At 44.5% G+C, this 24,734-nt stretch carries 23 protein-coding genes and 1 tRNA gene; 14 read left to right on the top strand and 10 right to left on the bottom strand.

Features of this window, described 5'->3' with window-relative positions; all coding sequences use genetic code 11:
• Positions 1 to 75: 75 nt before the first annotated feature.
• A complete protein-coding gene (locus tag JMX03_RS14290; RefSeq protein ID WP_201597623.1) occupies positions 76 to 1,026 on the bottom strand; it encodes an arylamine N-acetyltransferase family protein in 951 nt (316 codons plus the stop codon).
• Positions 1,027 to 1,177: 151 nt separating this feature from the next.
• On the opposite strand from JMX03_RS14290, the gene JMX03_RS14285 reads away from it, so the two are divergent.
• Positions 1,178 to 2,746 carry a YifB family Mg chelatase-like AAA ATPase gene (locus JMX03_RS14285; protein WP_201597621.1) on the top strand — a complete coding sequence of 523 codons (1,569 nt, stop codon included), beginning with the start codon at positions 1,178 to 1,180 and terminating at the stop codon, positions 2,744 to 2,746.
• A 42-nt stretch (positions 2,747 to 2,788) separates the two neighbouring features.
• Here the strand turns inward: JMX03_RS14285 and JMX03_RS14280 are convergent, their stop codons facing one another.
• The 6 genes from JMX03_RS14280 to JMX03_RS14255 all read right to left on the bottom strand — a co-directional run bounded on the left by JMX03_RS14280 (position 2,789) and on the right by JMX03_RS14255 (position 10,887).
• Positions 2,789 to 3,433 (bottom strand): c-type cytochrome, encoded by a 645-nt coding sequence (locus tag JMX03_RS14280; RefSeq protein WP_227695838.1) that lies wholly within the window; start codon positions 3,431 to 3,433, stop codon positions 2,789 to 2,791.
• 90 nt (positions 3,434 to 3,523) lie between these two features.
• Positions 3,524 to 5,125 (bottom strand): flavin monoamine oxidase family protein, encoded by a 1,602-nt coding sequence (locus tag JMX03_RS14275; RefSeq protein WP_201597614.1) that lies wholly within the window; start codon positions 5,123 to 5,125, stop codon positions 3,524 to 3,526.
• 194 nt (positions 5,126 to 5,319) lie between these two features.
• Positions 5,320 to 6,744, bottom strand: a complete 1,425-nt coding sequence (locus tag JMX03_RS14270; RefSeq protein WP_201597612.1) for a cytochrome c — start codon at positions 6,742 to 6,744, stop codon at positions 5,320 to 5,322.
• Between the two features lie 930 nt (positions 6,745 to 7,674).
• Positions 7,675 to 9,384: a formate--tetrahydrofolate ligase gene (locus JMX03_RS14265; RefSeq protein WP_201597610.1), complete on the bottom strand. Its 1,710-nt coding sequence runs from the start codon at positions 9,382 to 9,384 to the stop codon at positions 7,675 to 7,677.
• 184 nt (positions 9,385 to 9,568) lie between these two features.
• Positions 9,569 to 10,246, bottom strand: coding sequence for a phosphoglycolate phosphatase (locus tag JMX03_RS14260; protein WP_201597608.1), 678 nt, complete (start codon positions 10,244 to 10,246; stop codon positions 9,569 to 9,571).
• A 140-nt stretch (positions 10,247 to 10,386) separates the two neighbouring features.
• Positions 10,387 to 10,887 carry a DUF4385 domain-containing protein gene (locus JMX03_RS14255; protein ID WP_201597606.1) on the bottom strand — a complete coding sequence of 167 codons (501 nt, stop codon included), beginning with the start codon at positions 10,885 to 10,887 and terminating at the stop codon, positions 10,387 to 10,389.
• Between the two features lie 194 nt (positions 10,888 to 11,081).
• Here JMX03_RS14255 and JMX03_RS14250 point away from each other — a divergent pair, with 194 nt between their 5' ends.
• Positions 11,082 to 11,456, top strand: coding sequence for a hypothetical protein (locus tag JMX03_RS14250; protein ID WP_201597604.1), 375 nt, complete (start codon positions 11,082 to 11,084; stop codon positions 11,454 to 11,456).
• A 166-nt stretch (positions 11,457 to 11,622) separates the two neighbouring features.
• On the opposite strand, the gene JMX03_RS14245 is transcribed toward JMX03_RS14250, so the two are convergent.
• Positions 11,623 to 11,698 (bottom strand) — tRNA-Phe (locus JMX03_RS14245).
• 132 nt (positions 11,699 to 11,830) lie between these two features.
• Positions 11,831 to 12,253, bottom strand: coding sequence for an acetyl-CoA sensor PanZ family protein (locus JMX03_RS14240; RefSeq protein ID WP_201597602.1), 423 nt, complete (start codon positions 12,251 to 12,253; stop codon positions 11,831 to 11,833).
• A gap of 369 nt (positions 12,254 to 12,622) precedes the next feature.
• On the opposite strand from JMX03_RS14240, the gene hisB reads away from it, so the two are divergent.
• Positions 12,623 to 13,249: an imidazoleglycerol-phosphate dehydratase HisB gene (gene hisB, locus JMX03_RS14235; protein ID WP_201597596.1), complete on the top strand. Its 627-nt coding sequence runs from the start codon at positions 12,623 to 12,625 to the stop codon at positions 13,247 to 13,249.
• 153 nt (positions 13,250 to 13,402) lie between these two features.
• Positions 13,403 to 14,038, top strand: coding sequence for an imidazole glycerol phosphate synthase subunit HisH (hisH, locus tag JMX03_RS14230; RefSeq protein ID WP_201597593.1), 636 nt, complete (start codon positions 13,403 to 13,405; stop codon positions 14,036 to 14,038).
• Between the two features lie 127 nt (positions 14,039 to 14,165).
• Here the strand turns inward: hisH and JMX03_RS14225 are convergent, their stop codons facing one another.
• The gene (locus JMX03_RS14225) at positions 14,166 to 15,218 is read right to left on the bottom strand and encodes a DMT family transporter (protein WP_201597591.1); all 1,053 of its coding nucleotides are present in this window, start codon (positions 15,216 to 15,218) and stop codon (positions 14,166 to 14,168) included.
• 599 nt (positions 15,219 to 15,817) lie between these two features.
• Here JMX03_RS14225 and JMX03_RS14220 point away from each other — a divergent pair.
• From JMX03_RS14220 to JMX03_RS14175, 10 genes are all read left to right on the top strand, one after another.
• Positions 15,818 to 16,744 (top strand): urease accessory protein UreD, encoded by a 927-nt coding sequence (locus tag JMX03_RS14220; protein ID WP_201597589.1) that lies wholly within the window; start codon positions 15,818 to 15,820, stop codon positions 16,742 to 16,744.
• A gap of 153 nt (positions 16,745 to 16,897) precedes the next feature.
• Entirely contained in the window at positions 16,898 to 17,200 is a 303-nt protein-coding gene (gene ureA / locus JMX03_RS14215; protein ID WP_201586177.1) for an urease subunit gamma, read from the top strand.
• Between the two features lie 11 nt (positions 17,201 to 17,211).
• The gene (locus JMX03_RS14210; RefSeq protein WP_201597587.1) at positions 17,212 to 17,544 is read left to right on the top strand and encodes an urease subunit beta; all 333 of its coding nucleotides are present in this window, start codon (positions 17,212 to 17,214) and stop codon (positions 17,542 to 17,544) included.
• On the top strand, positions 17,544 to 19,247 hold the full coding sequence (gene ureC / locus JMX03_RS14205; protein WP_201597585.1) for an urease subunit alpha: 1,704 nt from the start codon (positions 17,544 to 17,546) through the stop codon (positions 19,245 to 19,247). The genes JMX03_RS14210 and ureC overlap by 1 nt, the downstream gene beginning before the upstream one ends.
• A 21-nt stretch (positions 19,248 to 19,268) precedes the next feature.
• Positions 19,269 to 19,802 (top strand): urease accessory protein UreE, encoded by a 534-nt coding sequence (gene ureE / locus JMX03_RS14200; protein WP_201597584.1) that lies wholly within the window; start codon positions 19,269 to 19,271, stop codon positions 19,800 to 19,802.
• The gene (locus JMX03_RS14195) at positions 19,774 to 20,499 is read left to right on the top strand and encodes an urease accessory protein UreF (protein WP_265090486.1); all 726 of its coding nucleotides are present in this window, start codon (positions 19,774 to 19,776) and stop codon (positions 20,497 to 20,499) included. Before ureE ends, JMX03_RS14195 begins: the two co-directional genes overlap by 29 nt.
• A gap of 49 nt (positions 20,500 to 20,548) precedes the next feature.
• Complete coding sequence (gene ureG / locus JMX03_RS14190; RefSeq protein WP_201597582.1) at positions 20,549 to 21,187, top strand: urease accessory protein UreG; 639 nt, start codon at positions 20,549 to 20,551, stop codon at positions 21,185 to 21,187.
• Between the two features lie 218 nt (positions 21,188 to 21,405).
• The gene (locus tag JMX03_RS14185; protein ID WP_201597581.1) at positions 21,406 to 22,671 is read left to right on the top strand and encodes a RidA family protein; all 1,266 of its coding nucleotides are present in this window, start codon (positions 21,406 to 21,408) and stop codon (positions 22,669 to 22,671) included.
• Positions 22,672 to 22,869: 198 nt separating this feature from the next.
• A complete protein-coding gene (locus JMX03_RS14180; protein ID WP_201597580.1) occupies positions 22,870 to 23,259 on the top strand; it encodes a hypothetical protein in 390 nt (129 codons plus the stop codon).
• Positions 23,260 to 23,340: 81 nt separating this feature from the next.
• Positions 23,341 to 24,555 carry an IS256 family transposase gene (locus JMX03_RS14175; protein ID WP_201597579.1) on the top strand — a complete coding sequence of 405 codons (1,215 nt, stop codon included), beginning with the start codon at positions 23,341 to 23,343 and terminating at the stop codon, positions 24,553 to 24,555.
• Positions 24,556 to 24,734 lie beyond the last annotated feature (179 nt).

Here is a 24,734-nt window from a genome sequence, read left to right as displayed (position 1 = left end):
GTTGAATAGATAGGGTTTAGTATAGCAAATCCTTGTTAGTATTGTGGTGGCTGGTGGGTTTTATATAGGGACTATTTATTGATTGTTTTCCAAAAAATGCTGCAGTTTTCGCTGCTCATTTGGAGTTAGCTTATCAGCGATATCTATCCAAAACACTTCCTTTAGCTGCGTCAATACTTCATTTAGGTCTTTTAGAATAGTGCTTTGACTGGGTTTGCCCAGCTGATGACACTGATATTTATCATTCAATAACGTGTGCCTTCTACCGTCTTTATCAAGTCTTGAAGCCATGAGCCTAGTTTTGAAAGGCGATTTCGGATAAGTGGAGATATACCAACTACCGACAATCATATCCATTTGGATTTGCGGTAATAGGTCAAAAACATAGAGCATCTGCCATTCAGACTTAACTTCGCAGCATAAGATATAGCGCTCATAATTTACTTGGGCATGAGGTAGTATCGGGTTCTCAGATTGATTATCGAAGCTATCATCTTTAATGATTTTATAGCGGCCATGCGGCGTAGTTTGTATTTGTGGCTCGAGTTGATCATTGTCCTTTTGAGTATCAGCTTTGTAGTTATCTTGATTATAGGTAAATAGTAAAGGTGCACTGGGCACTAGACCACCGAAACCCACATCAACCAAATAGTTTTGTTCATTAACAGTCACCATCAAAGCCATATGAGTGCGAGCGTTACGCGGCTCGAGTTGATTGTTTATAATAACGATGCCAGTAATGACACGCGCCTCATAACCTAAATGGCGTAGCAGCGCTAAAAATAAACCATTGAGCTCATAACAATATCCGCCTAAACGTCGCACAACTAACTTGTCATAGATTGTCTCCTCTTCTAAGTCCACTGGTCTATCCAAAATAGTGGTCACGCTCTGAAAAGGATACTGCGTTAAATGTGCCAACTGTAAACGTTTTAGGGTATCTAAATCAGGAGTAATCGATTGATTAATCTCCGACTCTGTAAATCCCAACTGTTTAAGATAATACTTATAATTAATGTCGCTCATGGATACTCCTAGGCTTTTATATTTGAATCGACTGCCTTATATTTTAATTTTACCATTCAAGATCTATTTTTATTCTAAATAATAAAGCACACTATTTGCGCACAGTTAATGAATGCTCTATTATCAATATTCCCTCTATTAGGAAACGCTCATGTCGTTTGCCCAAGTCTATACGCGTTCGGTCGTTGGCCTGCACGCGCCAAAGGTTATTATTGAGGTGCATCTGTCACAAGGCTTGCCAGCGCTTACCATTGTGGGTTTACCCGAAGCTGCTGTACGCGAGAGTAAAGACAGAGTGCGCTCAGCGATTCTTAATTCAGGTTTCCAGTTTCCCAATCGCCGCTTAACGATTAACTTGGCCCCGGCAGACCTGCCAAAAGATGGCGCAAGGCTAGACTTGCCTATTGCCATTGGCATCTTGGCAGCCAGTGGTCAACTAGAGCCAGAAGTACTGTCAGGGTTTGAGTTTATCGGTGAGCTTGCGCTAAATGGCAACCTGCGGCAAGTGACTGGAAGCCTGGCTGTCGCTCGAGCGATAAAAGCAGAGGCATTGGCGTCAAAGGTAGTGCAAGCGTCAAAAAACAATGACCAACAACTGAGTGAGCAAGGACAAACAGTACAGTTAATCGTACCGATAGATAATGGTGCGGAAGCCAGCCGTGTCGAGGGAGTAGAGGTATTGGGCGCTCAAAGTCTAAAAGCAGTTTGTGACCATTTACAATCGCTAGCAGACCCAAGCGGGACTTATGAGTGTTTGGAGACTGTCACGCCCAGTCCAGTACAACAGCACGCGGGTTACAAAGTAGATTTAGCGGATGTTAAAGGTCAGCATCATGCTAGGCGCGCCTTAGAGATTGCTGCTGCTGGTGGTCATTCACTATTATTTACAGGGCCACCGGGTTCGGGGAAGACATTGATGGCATCGCGGCTACCGACTATCCTGCCTGATTTAAGTGACGAGGACGCGTTAGAGGTTGCCAGTACCTACTCGGTGGCAGACAGCGATTATGACTATGGAACACGGCCATTCAGACAAGTCCATCACACCATATCAGCCGTGGCTTTGGTTGGTGGGGGTTCACGCCCCAAACCTGGTGAGATTACCCTTGCAAATAAGGGCGTTTTGTTTCTCGATGAATTACCTGAGTTTGACCGTACGGTATTAGAGGTATTGCGTCAGCCGCTTGAGGCCAAGCAAATAACCATTAGCCGTGCCAACTCGCAGATGACATTTCCAGCGAACTTTCAATTGGTGGCGGCGATGAATCCTTGCCCTTGTGGCTATGATGGTGATGGATCAGGGCGCTGTCGCTGTCGTCCTGAGCAAATAAAACGCTATCAAGACAAACTATCAGGGCCGCTGCTTGATCGGATTGATCTACATATTACGGTACCAGCGCTCCCTATTGCAGATTTGCAAAATAGTCAGGCTGGCGAGACGTCTCAGCAAGTACGCACTCGGGTGGCAGAGGCACATAAGCGACAAATGTCACGGCAAAAAAAGGTCAACAATGAGCTCAATCCGAGCGAGCTTGATCAGTTTATAAAGCTAGGAGAGGGCGAGCAGCAGTTATTACAGATGGCGCAGCAGCGCTTGAACTTATCTGCGCGTGGCTATCATCGAGTATTACGAGTCGCACGCACGATTGCCGATCTTGCTGATAGTATTGATATTACCAGCGCTCATGTGTCTGAAGCACTTAGCTATCGCAGCAAATAATACTATTCATACCTCCGCTATACCGTAATAATACCGATCGTATTAGACACTTGGATCTACACCTGGCGGATTGGCATGCCTTAGCTTTTCTACATCTTCAGCAGTGACTGTCTCTTTATAATCATTGAGCTCATTCATCACATATTCAGTAACAGCCGCCATCTGCTCATCATTCATCATGGTATGGAATGATGGCATACCACGGAAACCATTGATCAAGATATTGATGGTGTAGTACTTAGATTCCATCTTACTGTTGTTGGCTAGGGGCGGATAGTACCCTGCTCCAAATGCACCTTCACCCTCATGCATATGACAGCCGGCGCATGAGTCATGGTATAGTTTTTTGCCGTCGGTCGTGACAAAGGCATTGGTGCCTTCGAACTTGGCTTCCCATTCTGCAATACTTGGATCGTTTTCCATACTTGGGAGTGAGCTGTCGTCAACGATATTGACTTTGGGTGCTTTGAGCTCTTCACGGGTCATATAGACACCGCCCCAAGCACCCGAATTACGGCTCTCTTGATAGTCAACCGCTTGCGCTGTCTCTTGCTCTTGTTTGCTTGCCACTGTCTCGACGTCACCTGCACGTTGGCTACAACCTGATAATGCAGCACCGCAGCCTAGGCTTAGCAACATGATAGCAAATGCGTTGGATTTCATGCTTTCCATGATTGTATTGTCCATGATTGCCTCTGAATTTTATCGTTATAAGTTGAACCACATTATTAGCTAAACCACAGTGTTGTAAGCTGCGATTGCGTTAACTGATAAAAGTTAACCAAGCATTTTAGCTTTTTTATGTAGGCGATTGGCTGTGTCTAAACCAGACAAAATAGCGCCTTCTAACCAAGCAGGAATGTGTGAGCAGTGTTCGCCTGTCAGCACGATACGGTTATCGATACTGCAGAGTGTATCGTAATGCTGCTTCCGACTGGAATCACTCCAAATGCCATAGCAGCCCAAGGTCCAAGGGATACGATGCCATACTACCGAAGTCCCCGAGCGGAACTCTTTTGGATACTGTGGGTGGATATATTTACCGTAAGCAAGCGCTACATTGATACGCTCTTGCGGCGTCAGCGTATTAAACTTATAAGAAGTGGCGCCGAAGCCGTAAGCACCTAGTAATACGCCTGTGCCATCTTTAAACATATTGCCTGATGGATAAGAGATCTGTCTGATAGGCATATCGGTATAAGTGACACCGCCATAGATCCATTCGTCCTCTTCCCAAAAACGACGGTTGAACTCTAGTCCTACTTTATAGGAAGTGTCATAAGGCACTGCCGCCATTGCCTGTTTCATAGGCTTTGAGACGTTGATGTCAATCTGGGTCAATACCGTCAGTGGGATATTGCAGATACACCAGTCGGCACGTACGGTCTTAGTTGGCCCTTCTGGATTATTACTATCGACATAATCAACTGTGACCCCGCTATCATCTTGATGGATCTTAGTAACCTTGGCATTGAACTCAATCATATCAGCGCATTCACGCGTGAATGCCTCACCGATTTTTTCCATACCACCGACAGGCTGAAACATCGTAGGCTGATGACTGTAAGTAGTATGCTCACCGTAGATATCTGCCCACATACCTGAGCTCAAAATCTCACTCATCGGTAGGGTCTTTGAGGGTGTCTCATTTGGCATCAAACCACCACCTGGAAAGACACTAAAGCCGCGATGCTTAGTGGTTGCATGGCTAGATCTATAGCGATAGTCTTTATCGAGTACGCCCCAACCTCGCAAGCCTTCGAGCAACTTTTCTTTATCCTCACTATTGACTGAACGATCTAGACCGCCTACGTTTACAGACTTTGATAACAGCTCTGATACGTGACCACGTATGTCGTTTTTGACATCGCCCAAGCGCTGCGGCACACCATTAAAATGGTCTGTACGATGCAAGTAAGCGCGGTCGTTGGTTTGGATAAAGGGTTGCAGCTCTACGCCGAACTTTTTGCAATAGTGAAACACGGCATAATGATGGCTTGGCAAGCGCCATGGCCCACCATTTAGATAGTTACCTTCTTCAAAGTCGCAAGTGACCTCTTCGCCGCCAAGCTCAGTATATTTTTCACCACCATTTAGAGACCAACAGCGGCCGCCGCCGCGATTTTGATACTCAAGAACTTTGACATCGTAGCCTGCTTTGCGCAGCTCATAGGCGGCAGTCAGGCCACCAAGACCTGCACCGAGGATCACAATACTTGCTCCTGGAGGTGCGCCTTCAAGCTCCATAGATTCTTCAAAAGTAGACTCCGAGGCAAATCCTAGTGTGGTCATTGCCTGATACATTGCAGTTGCGCCCGCTGTTTTACCGATCATCGAGAGCAATTGGCGCCGTGTGGGTGATTGAAGCATGTCTTTCATGATGGTGTCCTTTATAGTATGACGTTCGCGCATGTTGGTAGATGCTTACTTTTATTATAGGCTTAGCTTATAGAGTCGTTTTACAAGCCAAGCTTTAGTGCCTTACCTTTTTGCCCTTCATTCATGTCTTGTCATCAGCGTTTCGAACGCTTTTATATCGTTAATAGCCTTGCTGTTTGATTAAAAAACTCAAACTAGCGATGACGTCTAGAGCGTATGATTGCGCGTATAATAAATATAATGACGATAATGGCGACAAGGATGCCTAATATTGCTAGAAAACCTGCATATTTAATCAAGAATGGTCTTTGATCCTCGCCTGCTGCTATACGGTCGACATCGGCAGCTTTTACATTGCTGCTGGTCAGTCCTCCAAAGTTAACGCGTACATAGTTAGCGATACTGGCAATTTGCTCACTGTTTAGATCATCGGAAAACCCTGGCATGATAGGTGAGGTATTGGTACTGCCTTCCACACCGTGGACAATCATATTGACGAGTGCATCAGGCCTTTCACGGCGGATACTGCTGAGACCAACAATGGGTGAGTATTGAGCATCAGGTTGACCGTAGCCGTCAACACCATGACAGCTTGCGCAGGTAGCCAAATATAATGCTTCAGGTGAGTTACTACCATTTGCTACCTCTGCTTTAGCCTCGGCCAGATAGTCTTTTTGAGCGACAAGATCATGGGTAATTGACTCGTCTATCGGACTTGGTAGACGTGACGCATCGACTGCAGTGACCTTATCATCGGTCTGAATGGCAGGTACTGCTTTTAGGTAAGAGGCAATGGCTCCTAAGTCTTCATTCTTTAGGTAGCGGGTACTGTGTGCAACTGCTTCACCCATAGGGCCGCCAGCAAAGGCGCGTTGGTCGAGCTCACCTGTGCGTAGATAAGTGACAATATCTTGCTCACTCCAACTGCCGATACCACTAAGCGCATCTGGAGTGATATTTGGTGCATACCAATGGCCAAGCTGTGCCCCTGCCAGATATTTGCTTTTATCGAAGCCCATGGTAGCATTGCGCGGCGTGTGACAAGTGCCGCAATGCCCCAGATTATTGACTAAGTATTCACCGCGCTGCTGTACTTCAGTAAGCCCTTCACGGTTAGTGGAAGAAGGAATATTGAGCACGTTCCAGCCCAGCATGAGTGTACGAATGTTAAAGGGAAAGGGCAGGTCAGTCTTATAATCAGGAGCCTGATCATAGACAGGTACTGTCTGCAAGTAGGCAAATAGTGCACTAATATCTTCATCAGTCATCCCACTATAAGACGGATAAGGCATTGCAGGATAGAGCATGTGACTGGGCGCACGACCTTTTTGTAGTGCCTTTTTTAGATCGGCTTCGCTATAGTTGCCGATGCCGTAGCGTTTGGATGGGGTGATATTAGTGGCATAGATACCGCCCATTGGGGTTTCGATGGCAGTGCCGCCCGTATAGTCCTCACCGTGACATGCCATACAATCGGCTGCACGCGCGATATAAGCACCGCGGTTGGCCAAATCACTATTGGCTGGGCTAACGTTAGGTAAGCTGGTCGCTTGAGCCATCGCGGCGCTAGAGGTGATACCGATGGCAAGCATCGACAACATCACAGAAAGTGGCTTCATAATATCCTCATATAGCTGGCATATAGTGGCTGACAAAACTAAATATTAATAAAAGTGCAAAGTATCAACTAAACATGAAACAGTGGTTTTTATCAGGTCATACAGTCAGGTGATAATATTAAGAATGGCAGGGAGGGTATTCTCCTGTGTACACCATCCTTAGCGTACAAAATGTGGGCATAATCATAATTTGATTACTGTGAGTATTGTTGATGCACTCTAATTTTGTAAGATATCAATATACGTATGGTGACTTATGTATTTGATGAATTATGTTATATGGTTATTGGCTGTTTTATTATTGCGCGATGAGCAGTTACTAAATGTTTAGCAAATGACTGAATTTATCAAGACAGTGAGAACTTCTAACGACCTATCTATAATAAATTCTGCGTTCAAGTATCAAGCAACTTATGTTCACCTTTCCTAAGATAAAACTATTTCGCTACTATTGCTTAATTATTAACTTATTAGATGCATATATTTACAAAAGTTAAAACGTCCTACAGAGAGGTTATAAAATAAAGAAAAGTTATTACATATAAAGATACAATCATTAAAAGTATCGTTAAAACCGATTTAATATCAATAATTTAGGGTTTTTGGTTGGTTTTTTTTAAGTTTTAATCTAAGGGTTATATGGATAGTATTCAGTATTAAATGATTTCTGTTGACCTTATTTGAGAGTTTAAAGGTACACAAAACATACAAAGTTAAATGTCATCTGAAGTGCTGAATAGCTCAATTCATAAAATTTGAGACAATGCAATATTAAAACTGGAAATTAGTATTAGTAAGGCTGAGTTTCGGCGTACTCGTTATATTTGAGTGTTAAGTCTTAGAGTGTTTCCATAAAAAAGCCCCTCTAAAAGTTAGAAGGGCTTTTGGTATAAGGTGTTTAATACAAGCTTTAAAAAGAAATTACTGAAATTAAAACAGCCCAGTAATATTGCCAGCATCGTCTAAATCAATATGCTCCGCTGAAGGACGTTTGGGTAGGCCAGGCATTTTCATGATTGGGCCGCAAATCACCACGATAAACCCTGCACCAGATGAGATGCTGATATCGCGTACATGAATATCAAAGCCAGTAGGCCGGCCAAGTCGTTTGGCATCATCAGTGAGCGAATACTGGGTTTTGGCGATACAGATGGGCATCTTGTCGAGATTTAATTCTTCTAGGCGGCGTATTTTAGCCTCGGCCAAGCTACTGATATCGATATCATCGGCGCCATAGATTCGCTGTGCAATCGTGCGAATCTTATAAGCAATACTGTTGTCACTGTCATAAGCCAAACGAAATTGGTTGGGCTGATGGCTGCTATCATCAAGCAGCTTAATTAAAGCGTGTGCTAAGTCTTCACCGCCAGCGCCGCCTTTTTCCCATACTTGTGTCAGCGCGACTTCTACGCCTTTTTCTAGGCAGGCTTGTCGCACCAACTCAACCTCAGCGTCAGTATCACTGACAAACTGGTTAATGGCGACGACTACGGGTAGCCCATACACTTCCTGCATGTTTTTGATATGCTTCATCAGATTTGGCAGACCTTGCTCAAGTGCTGGCAAGTTCTCAGTCGTTAGCTCGTCTTTAGCGACCCCACCATTGTATTTCAACGCTCTGATGGTGGCGACGATAACGGCCGCATCTGGCGTCAATCCTGATAAGCGGCATTTGATATCGCAAAATTTCTGCGCACCAAGGTCAGCACCAAAGCCCGCCTCAGTAAGGGTGTAATCTGCCAAATGCATGGCAACGCGGGTTGCAATAACGGAGTTGCAGCCATGGGCAATATTGGCAAATGGGCCGCCGTGGACAATGGCAGGCGTGCCCTCGATCGTCTGTACAAGGTTGGGTTTGATGGCTTCTTTCAACAGTACTGCCATTGCCCCATGAGCATTGAGGTCTTTGGCATAAATTGGCTGTTTGTCTTTGCTAAAGGCGACCAAGATATTGCCCAAACGCTGTTTCAAATCATTCAAATCTGTCGCTAAGCAAAAGATAGCCATCACTTCAGAGGCGACGGTGATATCAAAGCCATCTTCACGCATCACACCGTCTGTGGTTTTGCCAATGCCGCTGATAATGTTGCGCAGTTGCCGATCATTCATATCTACCGCACGACGCCAAAACACTTGCTTTGGATCGATATTTAGCTCGTTACCTTGATAAATATGATTGTCTAGCATCGCGGCTAGTAGGTTATTGGCCGCGCCGATGGCATGAAAGTCACCGGTAAAGTGCAGGTTGATATCCTCCATGGGCAGTACTTGCGCGTAACCGCCACCAGCGGCACCGCCTTTGACTCCAAATACTGGGCCGATGGACGGCTCGCGTATGGCAACCACCGTTTTTTCACCACTGTTTTGCTGCTGATGAATACGGTTTAGTGCATCCGCTAGGCCGATAGTGACCGTGGTTTTACCTTCGCCAGCGGGTGTCGGATTAATGGCAGTGACCAATATCAACTTGCTCTGCTTTGCCTTAGCTGGCATGGCAAACACATCGTCTGGATTTATTTTTGCCTTATAATGTCCGTAAGGTTCGATATGAGTAGCTGATAAACCAAGTTTTTTTGCAATGTCGTTGATGGGTTGTAGAGTAACGTTTTGGGCGATGGCTATGTCGCTAGGTACGGGCATATCAAGGTCTCGTTACGGGTTAGAGGTATGTATAGTCGGAGCACTTTTAAACCGCTACGGTGTTACCCGCCCTAGATGTACTTAGTGTACTATCTGCGGTCGGTCGCCTTGTAGCGATTTTAAAACTCCTTGACTATAAGTTAAAGGATTAACTGCTTAGTGTTTTAAGTGTGTTCAACAGACCCTAATCTTTCAAAAGATATTTGACCAATGTAGCAAAGTCATCAAACGCTGCGGTAGGGTTCAGGTCGCGAATGTCTTGCCCATAATTATAACCATAAGACAGTCCAAGCGTATCTATCTTAGCGTTTTGTCCCGCTAATATATCGTTTCTTGAATCACCAATCATGACCGCTTTGTCTTGCATAACACCAAGCTTATCGCAGACATGTAGCAATGGCGCGGGATCAGGCTTTTTTGTGGTCAAGCTGTCGCCGCCTAAGACCATATCAAACAAAGACGTCCAGCCGAAACTCTCTAGTATTTTGGGTACAAAGCGTATGGGTTTATTGGTGACTAGCGCCAAAGTGTAACCCGCTTCTTTTAAATACCGCAAGCCACTATCGACATTTGGATAGGCAACAGTTTTGCTGTCACTAAGGTTTTTATAGGCATCAAAAAACACTTGCTCGGCATGCTCGGTTTCCTCGACCGTTAACTCATCCTCCAGTACTTCTATCTTGCCCACCAACGCGCGCTCGACCAACATCCTTGAGCCATTGCCTACCCAATTACGTATGGTATCGAGAGGGTAGGTGTCTTTGCCAAGTGTGGTTAGCATTGCGTTAGTGGCATCAGCCAAATCTGGCACACTATCAATCAGTGTCCCATCGAAATCAAAAATTAAAAGTTGCTTATTCATTTTCCCTCGCTACCAGAGCAGTAATTTATTTTTTTTAAAGCGTTCGTTTAGTATTAAGTAGTTAACAGCATTACCATAGCACAGCAAACTGTCAAAGCTAACTGTTACTAATGTTTTTAATATCTGACTTTCAATATATGCTACTCAACCTCTTTATAGCGCTCACGATGCTCCTTTTTCATCTTTAAATAGGTTTCATTTTCGCGGCACAGATCCCATTTTTGCTTAAAAATACGGGCAGATTCTGCTTTAATCGGATCTTCCTCTTGCCGTGGTAATTCTTCACGACCATGGGCACCGCTTTGACCTTTTTTATCATCAGGCACTGGTCCTTTATACTTTTTGCCGCCTTTATGATTGGCATAACGGCGGGCGCGAGTATAGCCCATTTGAATAAACTTGCGCGCCATATCAGCACCGACGAAGTCATCAGTAGCCAGATAATCTAAAAACATCTGATAAATAGTCTCGCTGCTTTTTGTCGCAATATCGGGAGTGGCAAAGCGCCAGTGCGGCAAGATCTCAGACTTATAAGGCTCCACTAATAACACTCCTTGTTCACCGCGACCGACACGGTATAGCTCAGGCTGCGCCCGCAAGTCTAGGTTTTTATAATCCAAATCATAATCAAACTCTCTCATCGCTTATCCCTATTAGTAATCATGTTTCTAGTATTCAGCTGTCTTATTTATCATTCTCATTGCTATCGAGTATACTGAGCGCAGCTGGCTAAAAAACAGCACAAAAATGTTATGCAACCGTGACAGTAAGCGTTTAGCATGAGAAGAATCATTAGTAGAATTCATTATTGGGCAGGTCTGAGCAGGTAAAGGTCATGGCAGGTAATAAAAATAACATAAATAAAGTCAGCTTAGCTGGCTCGGATTTTACGATGTCATTAAAAAGCATGCTTATGATGTCAGCGCTGCTATTCACAAGTGTCCTAACTACCAATGTCGCTCATAGCGCATGGTTTGAGCGTTTGATTCCGCAAGGTGAGACCTATACGGTACGAGAGATAGATCGTGACTTGGCATTTGTGATTGATGGTTTTATCTATGATGCGCGTACGTCTTGTTTTTTGGCAGTGGGCGATCGGGTGATATTTTTTGAAGGGCGTCACGGTATCGACTATCGCGCGACGATTTATGATTTGGATTCGCGTGAGCGTTGTAATCTACTATTGCGCGGTCGACTGTATCAGGAGTAACTCCTGCTGATAGTTATCGACGAATCGATTTTATTCTTAAAGTCTCATTTCCTAAAGTCTCATTATAGGCTGGTTATATCACTTACCATAAAAAAGGTCATAAAATTTAAGCATAAAAAAACCCCAAACAGCGATGTTTAGGGTTTTTTAGAATTCTATAAACGAATGGTGGCTCGAGGCAGGATCGAACTGCCGACACACGGATTTTCAATCCGTTGCTCTACCTACTGAGCTATCGAGCCGTCTTCGTTGAGGACGCTATTAAACTAAATATACGCCCTGCTGTCAAGAAGTTTTTGCATTATCTGCTATAAAAACTCAAAAATAATTTATTAGAGCTTGATAAAGCTTTTGCATGAGTCAAATAAATATCATTAATCTTTGACACGCAGCAGCTCATACTCGCTCATGATACGGTGAATATCCGCATCGACAGGGACAAACTCACGCACGCCTTTTTTGACCTCGGCATCATAGACCAGCTTGATGAACTTGGCGTCGATAGCACGTTTACGATTTTCGCGATGCACGGTGAGATATTGCAAGCGTTTGGCATTGGTTTGGCCATCATCAAAGCAGGCCACTGCGGCAATAGGCTTGTCATTAAACATCCCGACGTAGAGTGTCTGACCACGCTTAAAGCCTTGCTCGACGATGTTTAATACTTCTGCGCCACTAGGCTGCGTATCATCACTATCATACAAGGCATGCAGACGCTCAGACAGCTCATTTTCGCGCGCAGGCTTTTTGATCAGTGGAGCGTCCAAGCTGTTGATGGCAATCGCTTCTAAAGGCATAGTCGGTTCCTATAATATGATATAGCGCAGGATAGTAGGGCAGGCGCGGCCATGATTGATAATATTGAACACATTATTTTAGCAGAATGCGATGATTTTGTGCTTGGTTTATGCCTTGGTCGTGGCAGTAGTTGTTGGGGTTTGCTATGATGAGGGTAGTGATTTATAGTCCATCCGCTATAAAAATTAACCATACAGACTTATATCATCCTTGTAGCTATTTAGGATAAGAAAGACAGTATCTATTTTTTAGCTATCTATTATAGCTATGAGCTTATTTAGTGATATTTTATCGTTCTCATATTTGGAACACGTCAGGCTTATTATTAGGCCTATTTATTGTTTGCTTTTAACTTATAGAGAGTAGCCATGACAACTGATTCAAACCTAAACCTATATGGTCGCCCAGCACGTACCGCGACTGTTGAGCGTAATACTGCTGAGACACAAGTTAAATGCACCGTAAACCTTGATGGTACGGGTCAAGGCGTAGTAGATACTGGTGTACCATTTTTAGACCATATGATTGATCAAATCAAGCGTCACGGTTTGTTTGACTTAGACATCAAGTGTACGGGCGACACTTATATTGACGATCACCACAGCGTTGAAGATACCGGTATTACGCTTGGACAAGCTTTTGCAAAAGCGCTGGGTGAGAAAAAAGGCATTCGTCGTTATGGTCATTTTTACGCGCCACTCGATGAGTCGCTAACCCGTGCGGTAGTCGATCTCTCAGGTCGTCCCGGCCTGCATATGGACATTCCTTTTACCCGCTCACACGTGGGTACTTTTGATGTCGATTTGTTTAGCGAGTTCTTCTTTGGTTTTGTCAACCATTCATGGATGACCATACATTTAGACAATCTAAAAGGCAAAAACAGCCATCATCAAATCGAATCTACCTTTAAAGCCTTTGCACGTGCGCTGCGTATGGCGTGTGAATATGATGAGCGTGCACTGAATACCTTACCTTCGACCAAAGAAGCTTTCTAAGGTACAGCTAAAGCTAGTCTGCGGTGTCAGCCAAGCTTGGCGTATTACTCATAAAGCCTTGCGCTTGGCTGACTTGTAGCAAAATCTTGTTTACACCTTAGCAAAAACACGAGATTATATATATTAAAACGACTCAACAATGAGAACCAATTAATGACAAAAGTTGCACTATTAGACTATGGCATGGGCAATTTGCACTCTGCTAGCAAAGCATTATCAGCGGTAGGTGCGGAAGTTTCTATCACCAATGATCCAAAGGTTGTCGCGGCAGCGGACAAAATTGTCTTCCCTGGCGTCGGTGCGATGCGCGATTGTATGATTGGTATGACGGAGGCTGGCATTGATGAGGTCGTACGCCATGCTGTGTTTAATAAGCCTGTCATGGCCATCTGTGTTGGCATGCAGGCGCTATTCGAGCAGTCCGCTGAGAATGATGGCACAGACTGTCTTGGTATCTTAGATGGTACTGTAGAGGCGTTTGATCCTACATGGAAAGACGAGCAAGGCGCGACCATCAAGGTGCCGCATATGGGTTGGAATACCATTAGCGGTATGGATTTTGATCATCCCTTATGGAATGGTATTGAGGACAATGCGCACTTTTACTTCGTGCACAGCTATTACTGCGCGCCTGCCGATCGCTCGCAAGTGGCTGCTGTTTGTGATTATGGTCAGCCGTTTTGTGCCAGTGTTATTAAAGACAATTTATTTGCCACCCAGTTCCATCCAGAAAAGAGCCACACCGCAGGCTTGCAGCTGTTGAAGAACTTTGTAGAGTGGGATATTTAAGTGTTTTAGTTTTATATTTGAATGATAGAAAAACCAATCTTATAGCTCAAAAAAAGCCAGATAACTCAGTTATCTGGCTTTTTATCAATCATCTATTTTACGAGCGGAAAGTTAGCTCCTCAGCTAGCTATCTCAGCGGTTTTTTCGTCCCTTGTAGCTTGTTCATAAGCGCGGTATGTAGACCGTTCTGATAAGCAACTGCTGCTAGTACAACGACCACACCGATACCTTGAATCATTGAGATCGACTCGCCACTGGTATAGGGTGCCACAAGTACCGTAGTGATCGGGCTTAATAGCAATAGTCCAGCTACGACAGTAGGATCTAAGTTTACCGAACCTATCTGTACAAAAACCCAAGCCATCGCATGACCAATGACGGCTAGCGCAACCATCCACCACCAGTTCGCAGCGGTGATCATATCACCTGTCATGGCCGTACCAGCATCCATTGGCAGCTTACCATTAACTAGTACACCCTGAGCGACGTTCCAGCCTTCAGTTGATAAAAACAGCATGGTAAAGCCTTGGGGAATAAGCTGTGCCAAAAACACCCACATAAGCGGCTGGATATAAAGACCAGCGTTCAGCGTACCAGACTTTCTACTGGTATATAGATAGATACCATAACAGATACCAGAGAGGACACCTAAAGCGGTACCTACATAAGCGATTGGATAGCCCCAAATCGTCGTTGGGCCTTCTACAGGATCCCCATCGAAGATACCACCGGCCATAACAATACCAATGATCATGATAGGTACCAATACCCAAAAGCTCTTTTTCGGTACAAACCTGTCAAAGGTCATGGCTAGTAATGGCATGACAATAATTTGTAGGTTTAATAGCACTGAGGAGATACCAGCGCCAATAAAGAAGATGGCGTAGTTCCAAGCGGTCATATCAATACCGAGAAAGATACCTGCTGCGATTGCTAGAAAGATTCCGTTCTTACTAAGCATTCTTTTCTTTTTAACTTCCCAAATACCAAAAGGGATCAAAGTGATAAAGCCCAACAGACAACGCAGAAAAGCGTTAGTAACTGGCTCAAAGTTAGCTTCCTTTACCATGATGGCAGAAAAGGCCAAAGCAAAGATTCCAAGCATAATGAAGGTATAAGCAAGTACGGGCTTGAGCGGCTTGTCTTCAACAACTTCAGGAGATTGAACGGACTCTGACATAGCGCACCTCTAGAATAATGTTCATGAATAAGTGCTCCACTAGGGTGGACTTCATGAGTGTGAGATTCATGAATTTTTTAATTCATGAATATTATTGTGGATATAAATATTATGTACTTTTTTAAAAGTATTGTATACATCTAGTTACTAATCTTAACGATACTCTTAAATATGCTTTAGAATAATTCAAGTTATGAGTTAGAGGTAAATCAAAAATATATAGTTTTTTATTGAGAGAGAATATTTATTTTTAATATTAAGTTGTTTAAAATCAATGGTTTAAATCCGTATTCTAAAAATTAGTGCACAAGTTAATTTTAAGCTATACTATTTCCCTACTCTCAGGTAGGATATAGGTAAGATAAATATATAGCGCTGCCGCTTTGAGTCTTGACGTTTTGTGGGATTTTATGGAAAAAATCTGATAAATATTATTGCAAGACAGTATTTATCACTGTTTTTTGTATTTTTGCCTTATGGTTTTTAGTTAAAAATAAAAAAATAATGTTTACTAGAGTCTTATAGAGATAGATTTTGATTTTTACATCAGTTTGACTGCTTATATTTGCGTCTGGGTTTATAAAAAAGGTATTTGTTAAATGACGACTACGACTATTTCGCCTACGAGTTCGCCTACAAGAATAGAAAAAAAAGAAACACCATATTCTGGACACTACTTTGATGCCAAGCGCCACTGGGCAGCTTCTTTGACTTTAGGGTTTGATACGCGTGCTGAAGGTGACACCAATATCACCCGCATGAAGACGGCACGTCATTACGGGCCTCTACGTGTTCAAAGACCTTTTTATCCAGAGGGACGCGATGGCTGCTGTCATGTGTATACCTTGCATCCCCCTGGCGGCTTGGTCAGTGGTGATGAGCTGATAATAGACGTCACTGTGGACAAAGGCGCTCATGCTTTGGTGACCACGCCTGCGGCCAATAAGCTCTACAAAGCGGATAGAAATGATGTCAAATGGCATCAAATTACTCATTTGACCGTCGCTGATGGCGGCACGCTGGAGTGGGTACCTCAAGAGTCTCTGGCTTTTGATGGCTCACGCGGCGAGCAGATATTTAAGATTGAGCTGGGTGATAATGCTAAATGTTTGGGCTGGGAGGTTCTCTGCCTTGGTCGTCCTGCTAGTAACCTACCTTTTATAAAAGGACATCTGGAGCAGCGCTTTGAGCTGACTCGCAATGGCCGACCTCTATGGCTTGAGCGTCAGACTATAGATCCCAACCATCCTCGATTCTTAGGAAAGTGGGGGCAAGGCGGAGCGACGGTGCATGCTACTTTATGGACTGTGGGACTGAATGATCCAGATGCGACTATCTTGGCACTGCGAGAGCATTTGCCTGCTAGCAAAAACTGGGCTGTGACTTACCGCCGCGAAGTATTGTTATTACGTTATATTGGTAATGAGCGTAATGAAGCGTGGCAGCTGTTTGAGCAAGCACGCAACATTATCAGACCTTTACTAACTGGACATGAGGCCACCACACCTCGGATTTGGTTGACTTAAATAATTTAATTGAAGTATCTGTTTGCAATAAGTATTTGTTTATATAAAGCATCTACTCAATCAACGACTACTTCTACATACCGAAGCTACAAGCTTTGGTATTAGCTTTCAAAACTAATATTCATAACTAATATTCATAATAAGGAGCCAGTGATGAAATTAACACCTAGAGACAAAGATAAGTTACTCATATTTACAGCAGGTTTAGTGGCAGAGCGCCGTAAAGAAAAAGGCCTTAAGTTAAACCATCCAGAAGCGATAGCCTATATCAGTTGCGCTTTGATGGAAGGCGCGCGCGAAGGCCGTACCGTAGCGGATTTGATGGGCGCTGGTCGTGAAATTCTGACCCGTGACGACGTCATGGATGGCGTTGCTGACATGATTGATAGTGTTCAGGTCGAAGTCACTTTCCCTGACGGTACCAAATTGGTCACTGTTAATAACCCAATCGTTTAAGGAGATTTGTCATGATTCCCGGTGAATATCAAATAAAAAGTGGTGACATTGAGCTGTGTGAAGGCAGACCTACTATCAGCGTACACGTCTCTAATACAGGTGATAGACCGATACAAATAGGCTCACACTACCACTTCTATGAAACCAATAATGCTTTAGATTTTGATCGTGAAAAAACCTACGGTTATCGCTTGGCGATTCCGTCTGGTACCGCAACACGTTTTGAACCCGGTCAGAGCCGTGAGGTAAACTTGATTGAGTTTTCAGGCTTGCGCCGTGTTTATGGCTTCCGTGGTGACGTGATGGGATCGTTAGATCAGAATTCAGATTCAGGAGCAAAATAATGAAAATTACTCGTCAAGCTTATTCCGAATTATACGGCCCAACCACAGGGGACAGAATTCGTTTAGGGGACACTGAACTGTGGATCGAAGTAGAAGATGATCTCACTCATTATGGTGAAGAAGTGGTATTTGGTGGTGGTAAGTCCATTCGTGATGGTATGGCTCAGAGCCAGCGCTGTGATGAAGAAGTCATGGATACTGTCATTACCAACGTTATTATCCTCGATTGGTCAGGTATCATCAAAGCCGATGTGGGTATAAAAGATGGATATATCGCTGCCATCGGTCAAGCTGGTAACCCAGATACTCAGCCAGGCGTTGAGATCATTATTGGACCTGGCACTGAGATTATATCTGGTGAAGATAGAATCCTGACCGCCGGCTGTGTCGACACCCATATTCACTTTATCTGTCCGCAGCAAGTCGATGAAGCGCTAATGAGTGGTACAACCACTATGATCGGTGGCGGTACTGGTCCTGCGACAGGTACTTTGGCAACCACTAGCACACCAGGCCCATGGTACATCGGTAAAATGATGCAGGCTGTAGATGATATGCCGATGAATATTGGTATATTTGGTAAAGGCAGTGCCAGTACACCAGAAGCCTTAGAGCAGCAAATCAAAGCGGGTGCTTTTGGTCTGAAAATTCATGAAGATTGGGGCGCTACCCCTGCTATCATCGACAATGCTCTAACCGTGGCTGATAAGTATGATATTCAAATTGCGCTGCACTCTGATACGCTAAACGAATCAGGTTTCTTGCAAGATACTATCGCCGCTATGAAAGGTCGTTGTATCCACACCTTCCACACAGAAGGCGCAGGTGGTGGTCACGCACCAGATATTATTGCTATCTCAGGTCTGCCTAATGTGCTGCCAGCGTCAACCAACCCGACACGTCCCTATACTGTCAACACGGTTGATGAGCACTTAGATATGTTGATGGAGTGTCACGCGCTCGATCCTAATATCCCAGAAGACGTCGCTTTTGCAGACTCCCGTATTCGCCGCGAAACCATCGCCGCAGAAGACTTGCTTCATGATATGGGAGTCATGGCAATCATGTCATCTGACTCGCAAGCGATGGGGCGTATTGGTGAAGTTGTATGTCGTACCTGGCAGACAGCGCATAAGATGAAAGTTCAGCGCGGTCTATTGCCAGAAGACGAAGAGCGCGGTGCTGATAACTTCCGTGCCAAGCGCTATATTGCTAAATACACCATCAACCCCGCTATTGCACATGGTGTTTCGCATGTGATTGGCTCTGTTGAAGTGGGCAAAATGGCAGATTTAGTCTTATGGAAAACGGCGTTCTTTGGGGTCAAACCACAACTGGTTATTAAAGGCGGCATGATCGCAGGTGCTGAGATGGGCGATCCAAACGCCGCTATCTCAACCCCGCAGCCAGTACATTTCCGCCGTATGTTCGGTGCGTATGGCCGCGCTGCTGCAGCCACTCGCGTGACCTTTATCAGCCAAGCTGCTGAAAACACAGGGCTGGAAGAGAAGCTCGGTCTGAAGAGTAAGCTTGTTCCTTGTAAGAACATCCGTAAGATGGGCAAAAAAGATATGAAGCTTAATACCGCTTGCCCTGACATCAACGTAGATCCGCAGACCTATGAAGCTTATGCCGATGGGGTGTTACTCACTTGTGAGCCTATGGCTGAATTACCATTAGCACAGCGTTATCATTTGTTTTAAATTGTCTGCAAGGATATAAATATGCTTGAATTAACACAGAGAATAGATAGCAGTGCTCAGGCAGGTCAGGTCGAGGTGTATGACACCTTGACCCTGCCTTATGAGCTACGTATACGTGGTCGCCTCAAGGCAACCACTGATAACGATCGCGACGTGGGTTTGTTCCTTGACCGTGGTCCTGTATTACGTCATGGCGATTTATTGCAAGCCAATAGCGGTGAAGTGATTCAGGTCTGTGCTGCTGATGAGCCAGTAACGACAGCGTATATCGAAGATGGTCTACCATTAGGGCGACTGTGCTACCACTTAGGTAACCGTCACGTAACGCTTGCTTTGGGGATGGATGCAGACGGTCGTCATTGGGTACGGTTTCCACCAGATTATGTGTTAGAGGAGCTGGCGGAATTGTTGGGGGCAACTTTGACCCATCATGAAGCACCATTTGATCCAGAATCAGGTGCCTATGCACAGGCTGGTCGTGAGCACTCACATGGCCACGATCACTCACACGACCACGGACACTCCCATGATGACGATCACAACCATGCACACTAATGAGCAGGCAAGTACAGTTAGCGATCTGGCATTGCTTGGACTAATGCAATTGATTAGTCCTGCCTTGCCAATCGGTGCATTCGCTTGGTCACAGGGTTTAGAGAGTGCGTTTGAGCTGGGTTGGGTAAATAACGAGCAAGAGCTTGGCGAATGGCTAGAAGGCGTGCTTGCTGATGGCTTGACGCGCTGTGAGCTACCCGTATTAGCACGGCTGCACACTGGCTGGGCAAATAGTGATAGTGAGAGTATTGCCTATTGGAATGAGTGGATTCATGCCAATCGTGAGACCTCCGAGCTTGGTGATGAAGATATCCGACTAGGGCTGGCGTTGGTGCGTTTGCTTACTAGTTTGGACTTGGAGCCAAAAGCAGGACAAGGGCATGCGCAATTGCCAGACGAGCCTGGTTATGTCACCGTGTTTGCTTGGGCTGCCTATCAGCGTCATATACCTATACGTCAAAGCCTACTGGGCTTTGCGTGGGCTTGGCTCGAAAACCAGCTCGCCGCAGCGTGCAAGGCTTTGCCACTAGGGCATACTGCCGCGCAACGTCTAAACGAGCAACTGCGTCCACAATTGGTGGCTGCCGTTGATACTGCGCTCATGCTCGATGACGAGGAGCTAGGGCCAATTATGCCTAGTTTGGCGCTTGGTAGTGCGCAACATGAAACCCAGTATTCAAGACTGTTCCGAAGCTAATGGCTTTTAATTTTATAACAGCTTAGATTTTATATAAGGAAGATTATCCATGAAACATTGTTTACGAGTAGGCGTTGGTGGACCAGTTGGCTCTGGTAAAACGGCTCTATTACGTCAGTTATGTAGTGCTCTAAAAGACCATTATGAAATTGCTGTTGTCACCAACGATATTTATACGCGTGAAGATGCTGATTTTTTATTAAAGCACGATGCATTGCCTGCTGACCGTATTCTTGGCGTAGAAACTGGCGGTTGCCCGCATACCGCTATTCGCGAAGATGCCTCTATGAACTTAGCGGCGATTGATGAGCTACAAAAGCGTCATCCAGATCTAGAGCTGGTATTGGTAGAGTCTGGTGGTGATAACTTGGCCGCTACCTTTAGTCCAGAGCTTTCTGACTTAACTTTATACGTCATCGACGTCGCTGCTGGTGACAAGATACCTCGTAAAGGTGGCCCAGGTATTACTAAGTCAGACTTGTTGATTATCAATAAAATCGACATCGCTGAGTATGTGCATGCCTCACTTGATGTGATGGAGCGCGACTCCAAAAAAATGCGCGGCGAGCGTCCCTTTATCTTCACCAACTTGTATGACGGTGTAGGCGTTGAAGAAATTATCAGCTTTATCTTAGATAAAGGCATGTTGCCTGAGCGTCGCCCAGAAAAACTGGCGGCCAAAGCTTAGTAGCTACTAACAACGTAAATCTCTTAGTAATCTATACTCAAAAAGCCGCACGGATACCCCTGCGGCTTTTTGAGTTCAAGGTATCTTTATTTTAAAGCAGGTTAAGACAGGCGTATTTTTAGGCATTATAAGTATTGCACAAGCTAAAAAATGAAGTTGGGTGTCAGGGAATACATTAATACCCATACAAAATACTATCAAACAAGGAATCAGATGACATGAGTGACACTATTATAAAAGTATCAAGAAACACGGACAGTGCCCCAAAAAGTTCACTATCGACCCAAACAGTCGCATTTTCTCATTACAATAATATCTCAGCGCAGCTGCCTGTAAGACCTGATACAAAAGAGGTGGTGGCAAATGACATAAAAGCGCAAGCAACACAGTGCTTAGATAATATCAAAGCCATCGTAGAAAGCATCGACCATACCATGAACGATGTCATCAAAATTAATATATTTCTAAAAAATATCGCAGACCTTGAAGCTGTGGATAAGATTTATGCTGCATTCTTCCAAGGCTATTTGCCTACGCGTACCGTCGTCGCCGTGGCAGCACTGCCGATGGATGACGCCTTGGTACAAATGGATGCCATCATCTCAAACGGTGAGGGCACGCATCCGCAAGAGCCATGCGACTTGGTAAAAGTAGAAAGTAATACAGATAATGCCCCTAACAACCCCGCATCGACACAAACGGTCGCTTTTTCTCACTATAATAATATCTCAGCGCAATTACCGATTGATCCAAAAACAGATGCAATAGTTGCGGGTGGTATCAAAGAGCAAATGCAGCAATGCCTAACAAATATCAAAGCCATCTTAGAGAGTATTGATGTACCTTTTGATGATATTGTTAAAATCAATATCTCCCTGATAAACCTCTCGGATATCGATACGGTGAATGAAGTCTACAGCACTTTCTTTCCAGACTCGGCTATCGCTAGAACGGTGGGTTATGTTCCTGCACGCACAGTCACAGTAGCATCAGGCTTACCTATGGATGCATTGGTACAGGTTGATGCCGTTGTATCGCACGGAGATGGTACGCCGCCACAAGAGATCGAAGACAGACATGGCATCGTCATAAAAGCCAACAATACAGATAATGCGCCAAAGAGTTCGTTATCAACACAGACTGTCGCATTCTCTCATTACAATCACCTCTCAGCTCAATTGCCTATTGACGCCAAAACTGGTGAAACTGTTGCAGGTGATGTGAAAGCACAGGCAGAGCAGTGCCTGAAAAATATCAAAGCCATTGTAGAAAGTATCGATCACGTGATGGACGATATCGTAAAGGTCACTATCCAGCTCAAAGACATCAAAGATATCGATGCGATAAATGAGGTTTATAAAACCTTTTTTAATAGTGATCTACCTGCCAGAACGGTCATTGGTGTATCAGCCATTCCCATGGATGCACTGGTACAGATTGATGCTGTACTATCAAACGCTGAAGGTACGCCACCAGCAGTATAATAACTAGGTAAGTTTGACAAGAAAACTTGATTAAATGACACATGAGCCAGTTTTTATATTTCTAATAGCTGAACAGATAAGTTAGACAAAAAAGGGACAATACGATAGCCTATCAAGGTTATCATATTGTCCCTTTTTACTGCTATCAACTCTAAGAATAATGACTGACCTAACAAACTACAAGCTTGAGAGAGAGTAGTGGATTTCCATACCTTCAAAATAAATGTCATTGAGATAACTGGACTGGCCAAAGATGCTCTGCATATCTATGTCGGCGTCGGGGTCTATGTGCTGTGCCTGATTCTGCTACTACCAATTATTAAAAAGCAAAGCATCAGGTCATTCATGGCTTTAGTCGTGGTGACGGGCATTGCTCTATTGGGAGAGTATTTGGACAACCGCCATATCATTAGACCGAGAGGGTTTTTGGCATTAAGTAGCGTAGATATAAAGGCAAGCTTGCATGATTTGATTAATACGTGCCTGCTGCCTTATGTACTTCATGCGCTTCATAAATGGACGACCATTTTTCAGACCACCAATAAACCCAAATCAGTGATCACACGTCATAAAAAAACGGACTATTAATGAGTCCGTTTTTTACTGTTATAGTGGGAGTTTCCTAAAAAGTGTGTAACTGCTTATAATCCCCTAACAGGAGAATAAGCAATGACTAACCAATCCGATATCAAGAAACTGGCCGAGCAAATGGCTGGTAGTATGAACAGCTTCGATGACATCAAAGACTTTCAGAAGCAGCTCATGCAGTCGTTTATCGACACCGCTCTTGAAGCCGAGATGGAAGACCATCTTGGCTATCCCAAACATGAGAAGGCGGATAAACCTAATAAGCGCAACGGGCACACTAAAAAGACCGTCCGCAGTGACACAGGCGATCTTGAGATATCCACCCCAAGAGACCGTGATGGCGCTTTTGAACCTGCCTTAGTGCGTAAGCATCAAACCCGTATTAGTGGCCTTGATGACAAGATCATATTCCTTTACGCCAAAGGTCAAACCACCACCGAGATTGTAGAGAGTATCAAAAAGCTCTACGATGTTGACATTTCAAGCAGCTTGGTTTCAAGAGTCACGGACAACATATTAGAGGACATCACCGCTTGGCAGAACCGGCCGCTGAGTAGTGTTTATCCTATCGTCTATTTGGACTGCATCGTTGTGAAGATACGTCAAGACAAGCAGATCATCAACAAGGCGATCTATTTGGCGCTGGGTGTGGGACTTGATGGTAAAAAAGAGCTGCTTGGCATGTGGCTCTCAGAGAATGAAGGCGCTAAGTTCTGGCTAGGCGTTCTCACTGAGCTACAAAACCGTGGGGTACAAGACATCTTAATCGCTTGTGTTGACGGTCTAAAGGGCTTTCCTGATGCCATCAACACCGTTTACCCCAAAGCCAAGGTTCAGCTGTGTATCGTGCATATGGTGCGCTATTCAATGAAGTTCGTACCGTGGACGGATAAAAGGGCGGTAGCCGCTGATTTAAAAGCCATCTACGATGCTAATACTATAGAGCTTGCAAAAGCTAACCTTGAGAGGTTCGATGAGACTTGGGGTACACAATACCCGCACGTAGTTAAGTCGTGGCGCAATAACTGGGAGGGCTTAACGGTGTTCTTTGAGAACCCTAAAGACATCAGAAAAGTCATTTACACCACCAATGCGATAGGGTCGCTAAATAGTGTCATTCGAACAGCGGTGAATAAGCGTAAGGTGTTTCCCTCCGATCAGGCAGCATTCAAGGTGGTGTACTTAGCAACTCAGCAGGCATCCAAAAAGTGGTCGATGCCAATCCGTAACTGGACGTCTGCTTTGAATCGCTTTATGATTATGTTTGATGACCGTATTAGTAAGCATTTAATCTAAAGGGCAGTTACACAGAATCTGGGATGGGCTCGTTATAGTCAATTCGAAATAAAATCGATACGTTTACATTGCCTTGCTACTGGTACAAATTTTTCTTGCTTGCTGTGCGCTTCGCACTCCAGAGGCTGCATAAAATTTATCCCAGTAGCACTGTATCGGTTTGACAGTGTATCAACTAT

The organism is Psychrobacter fulvigenes, from assembly GCF_904846155.1.
GTDB classification, from domain to species: domain Bacteria; phylum Pseudomonadota; class Gammaproteobacteria; order Pseudomonadales; family Moraxellaceae; genus Psychrobacter; species Psychrobacter fulvigenes.
This window is presented reverse-complemented; position numbering and strand designations above follow the sequence as displayed.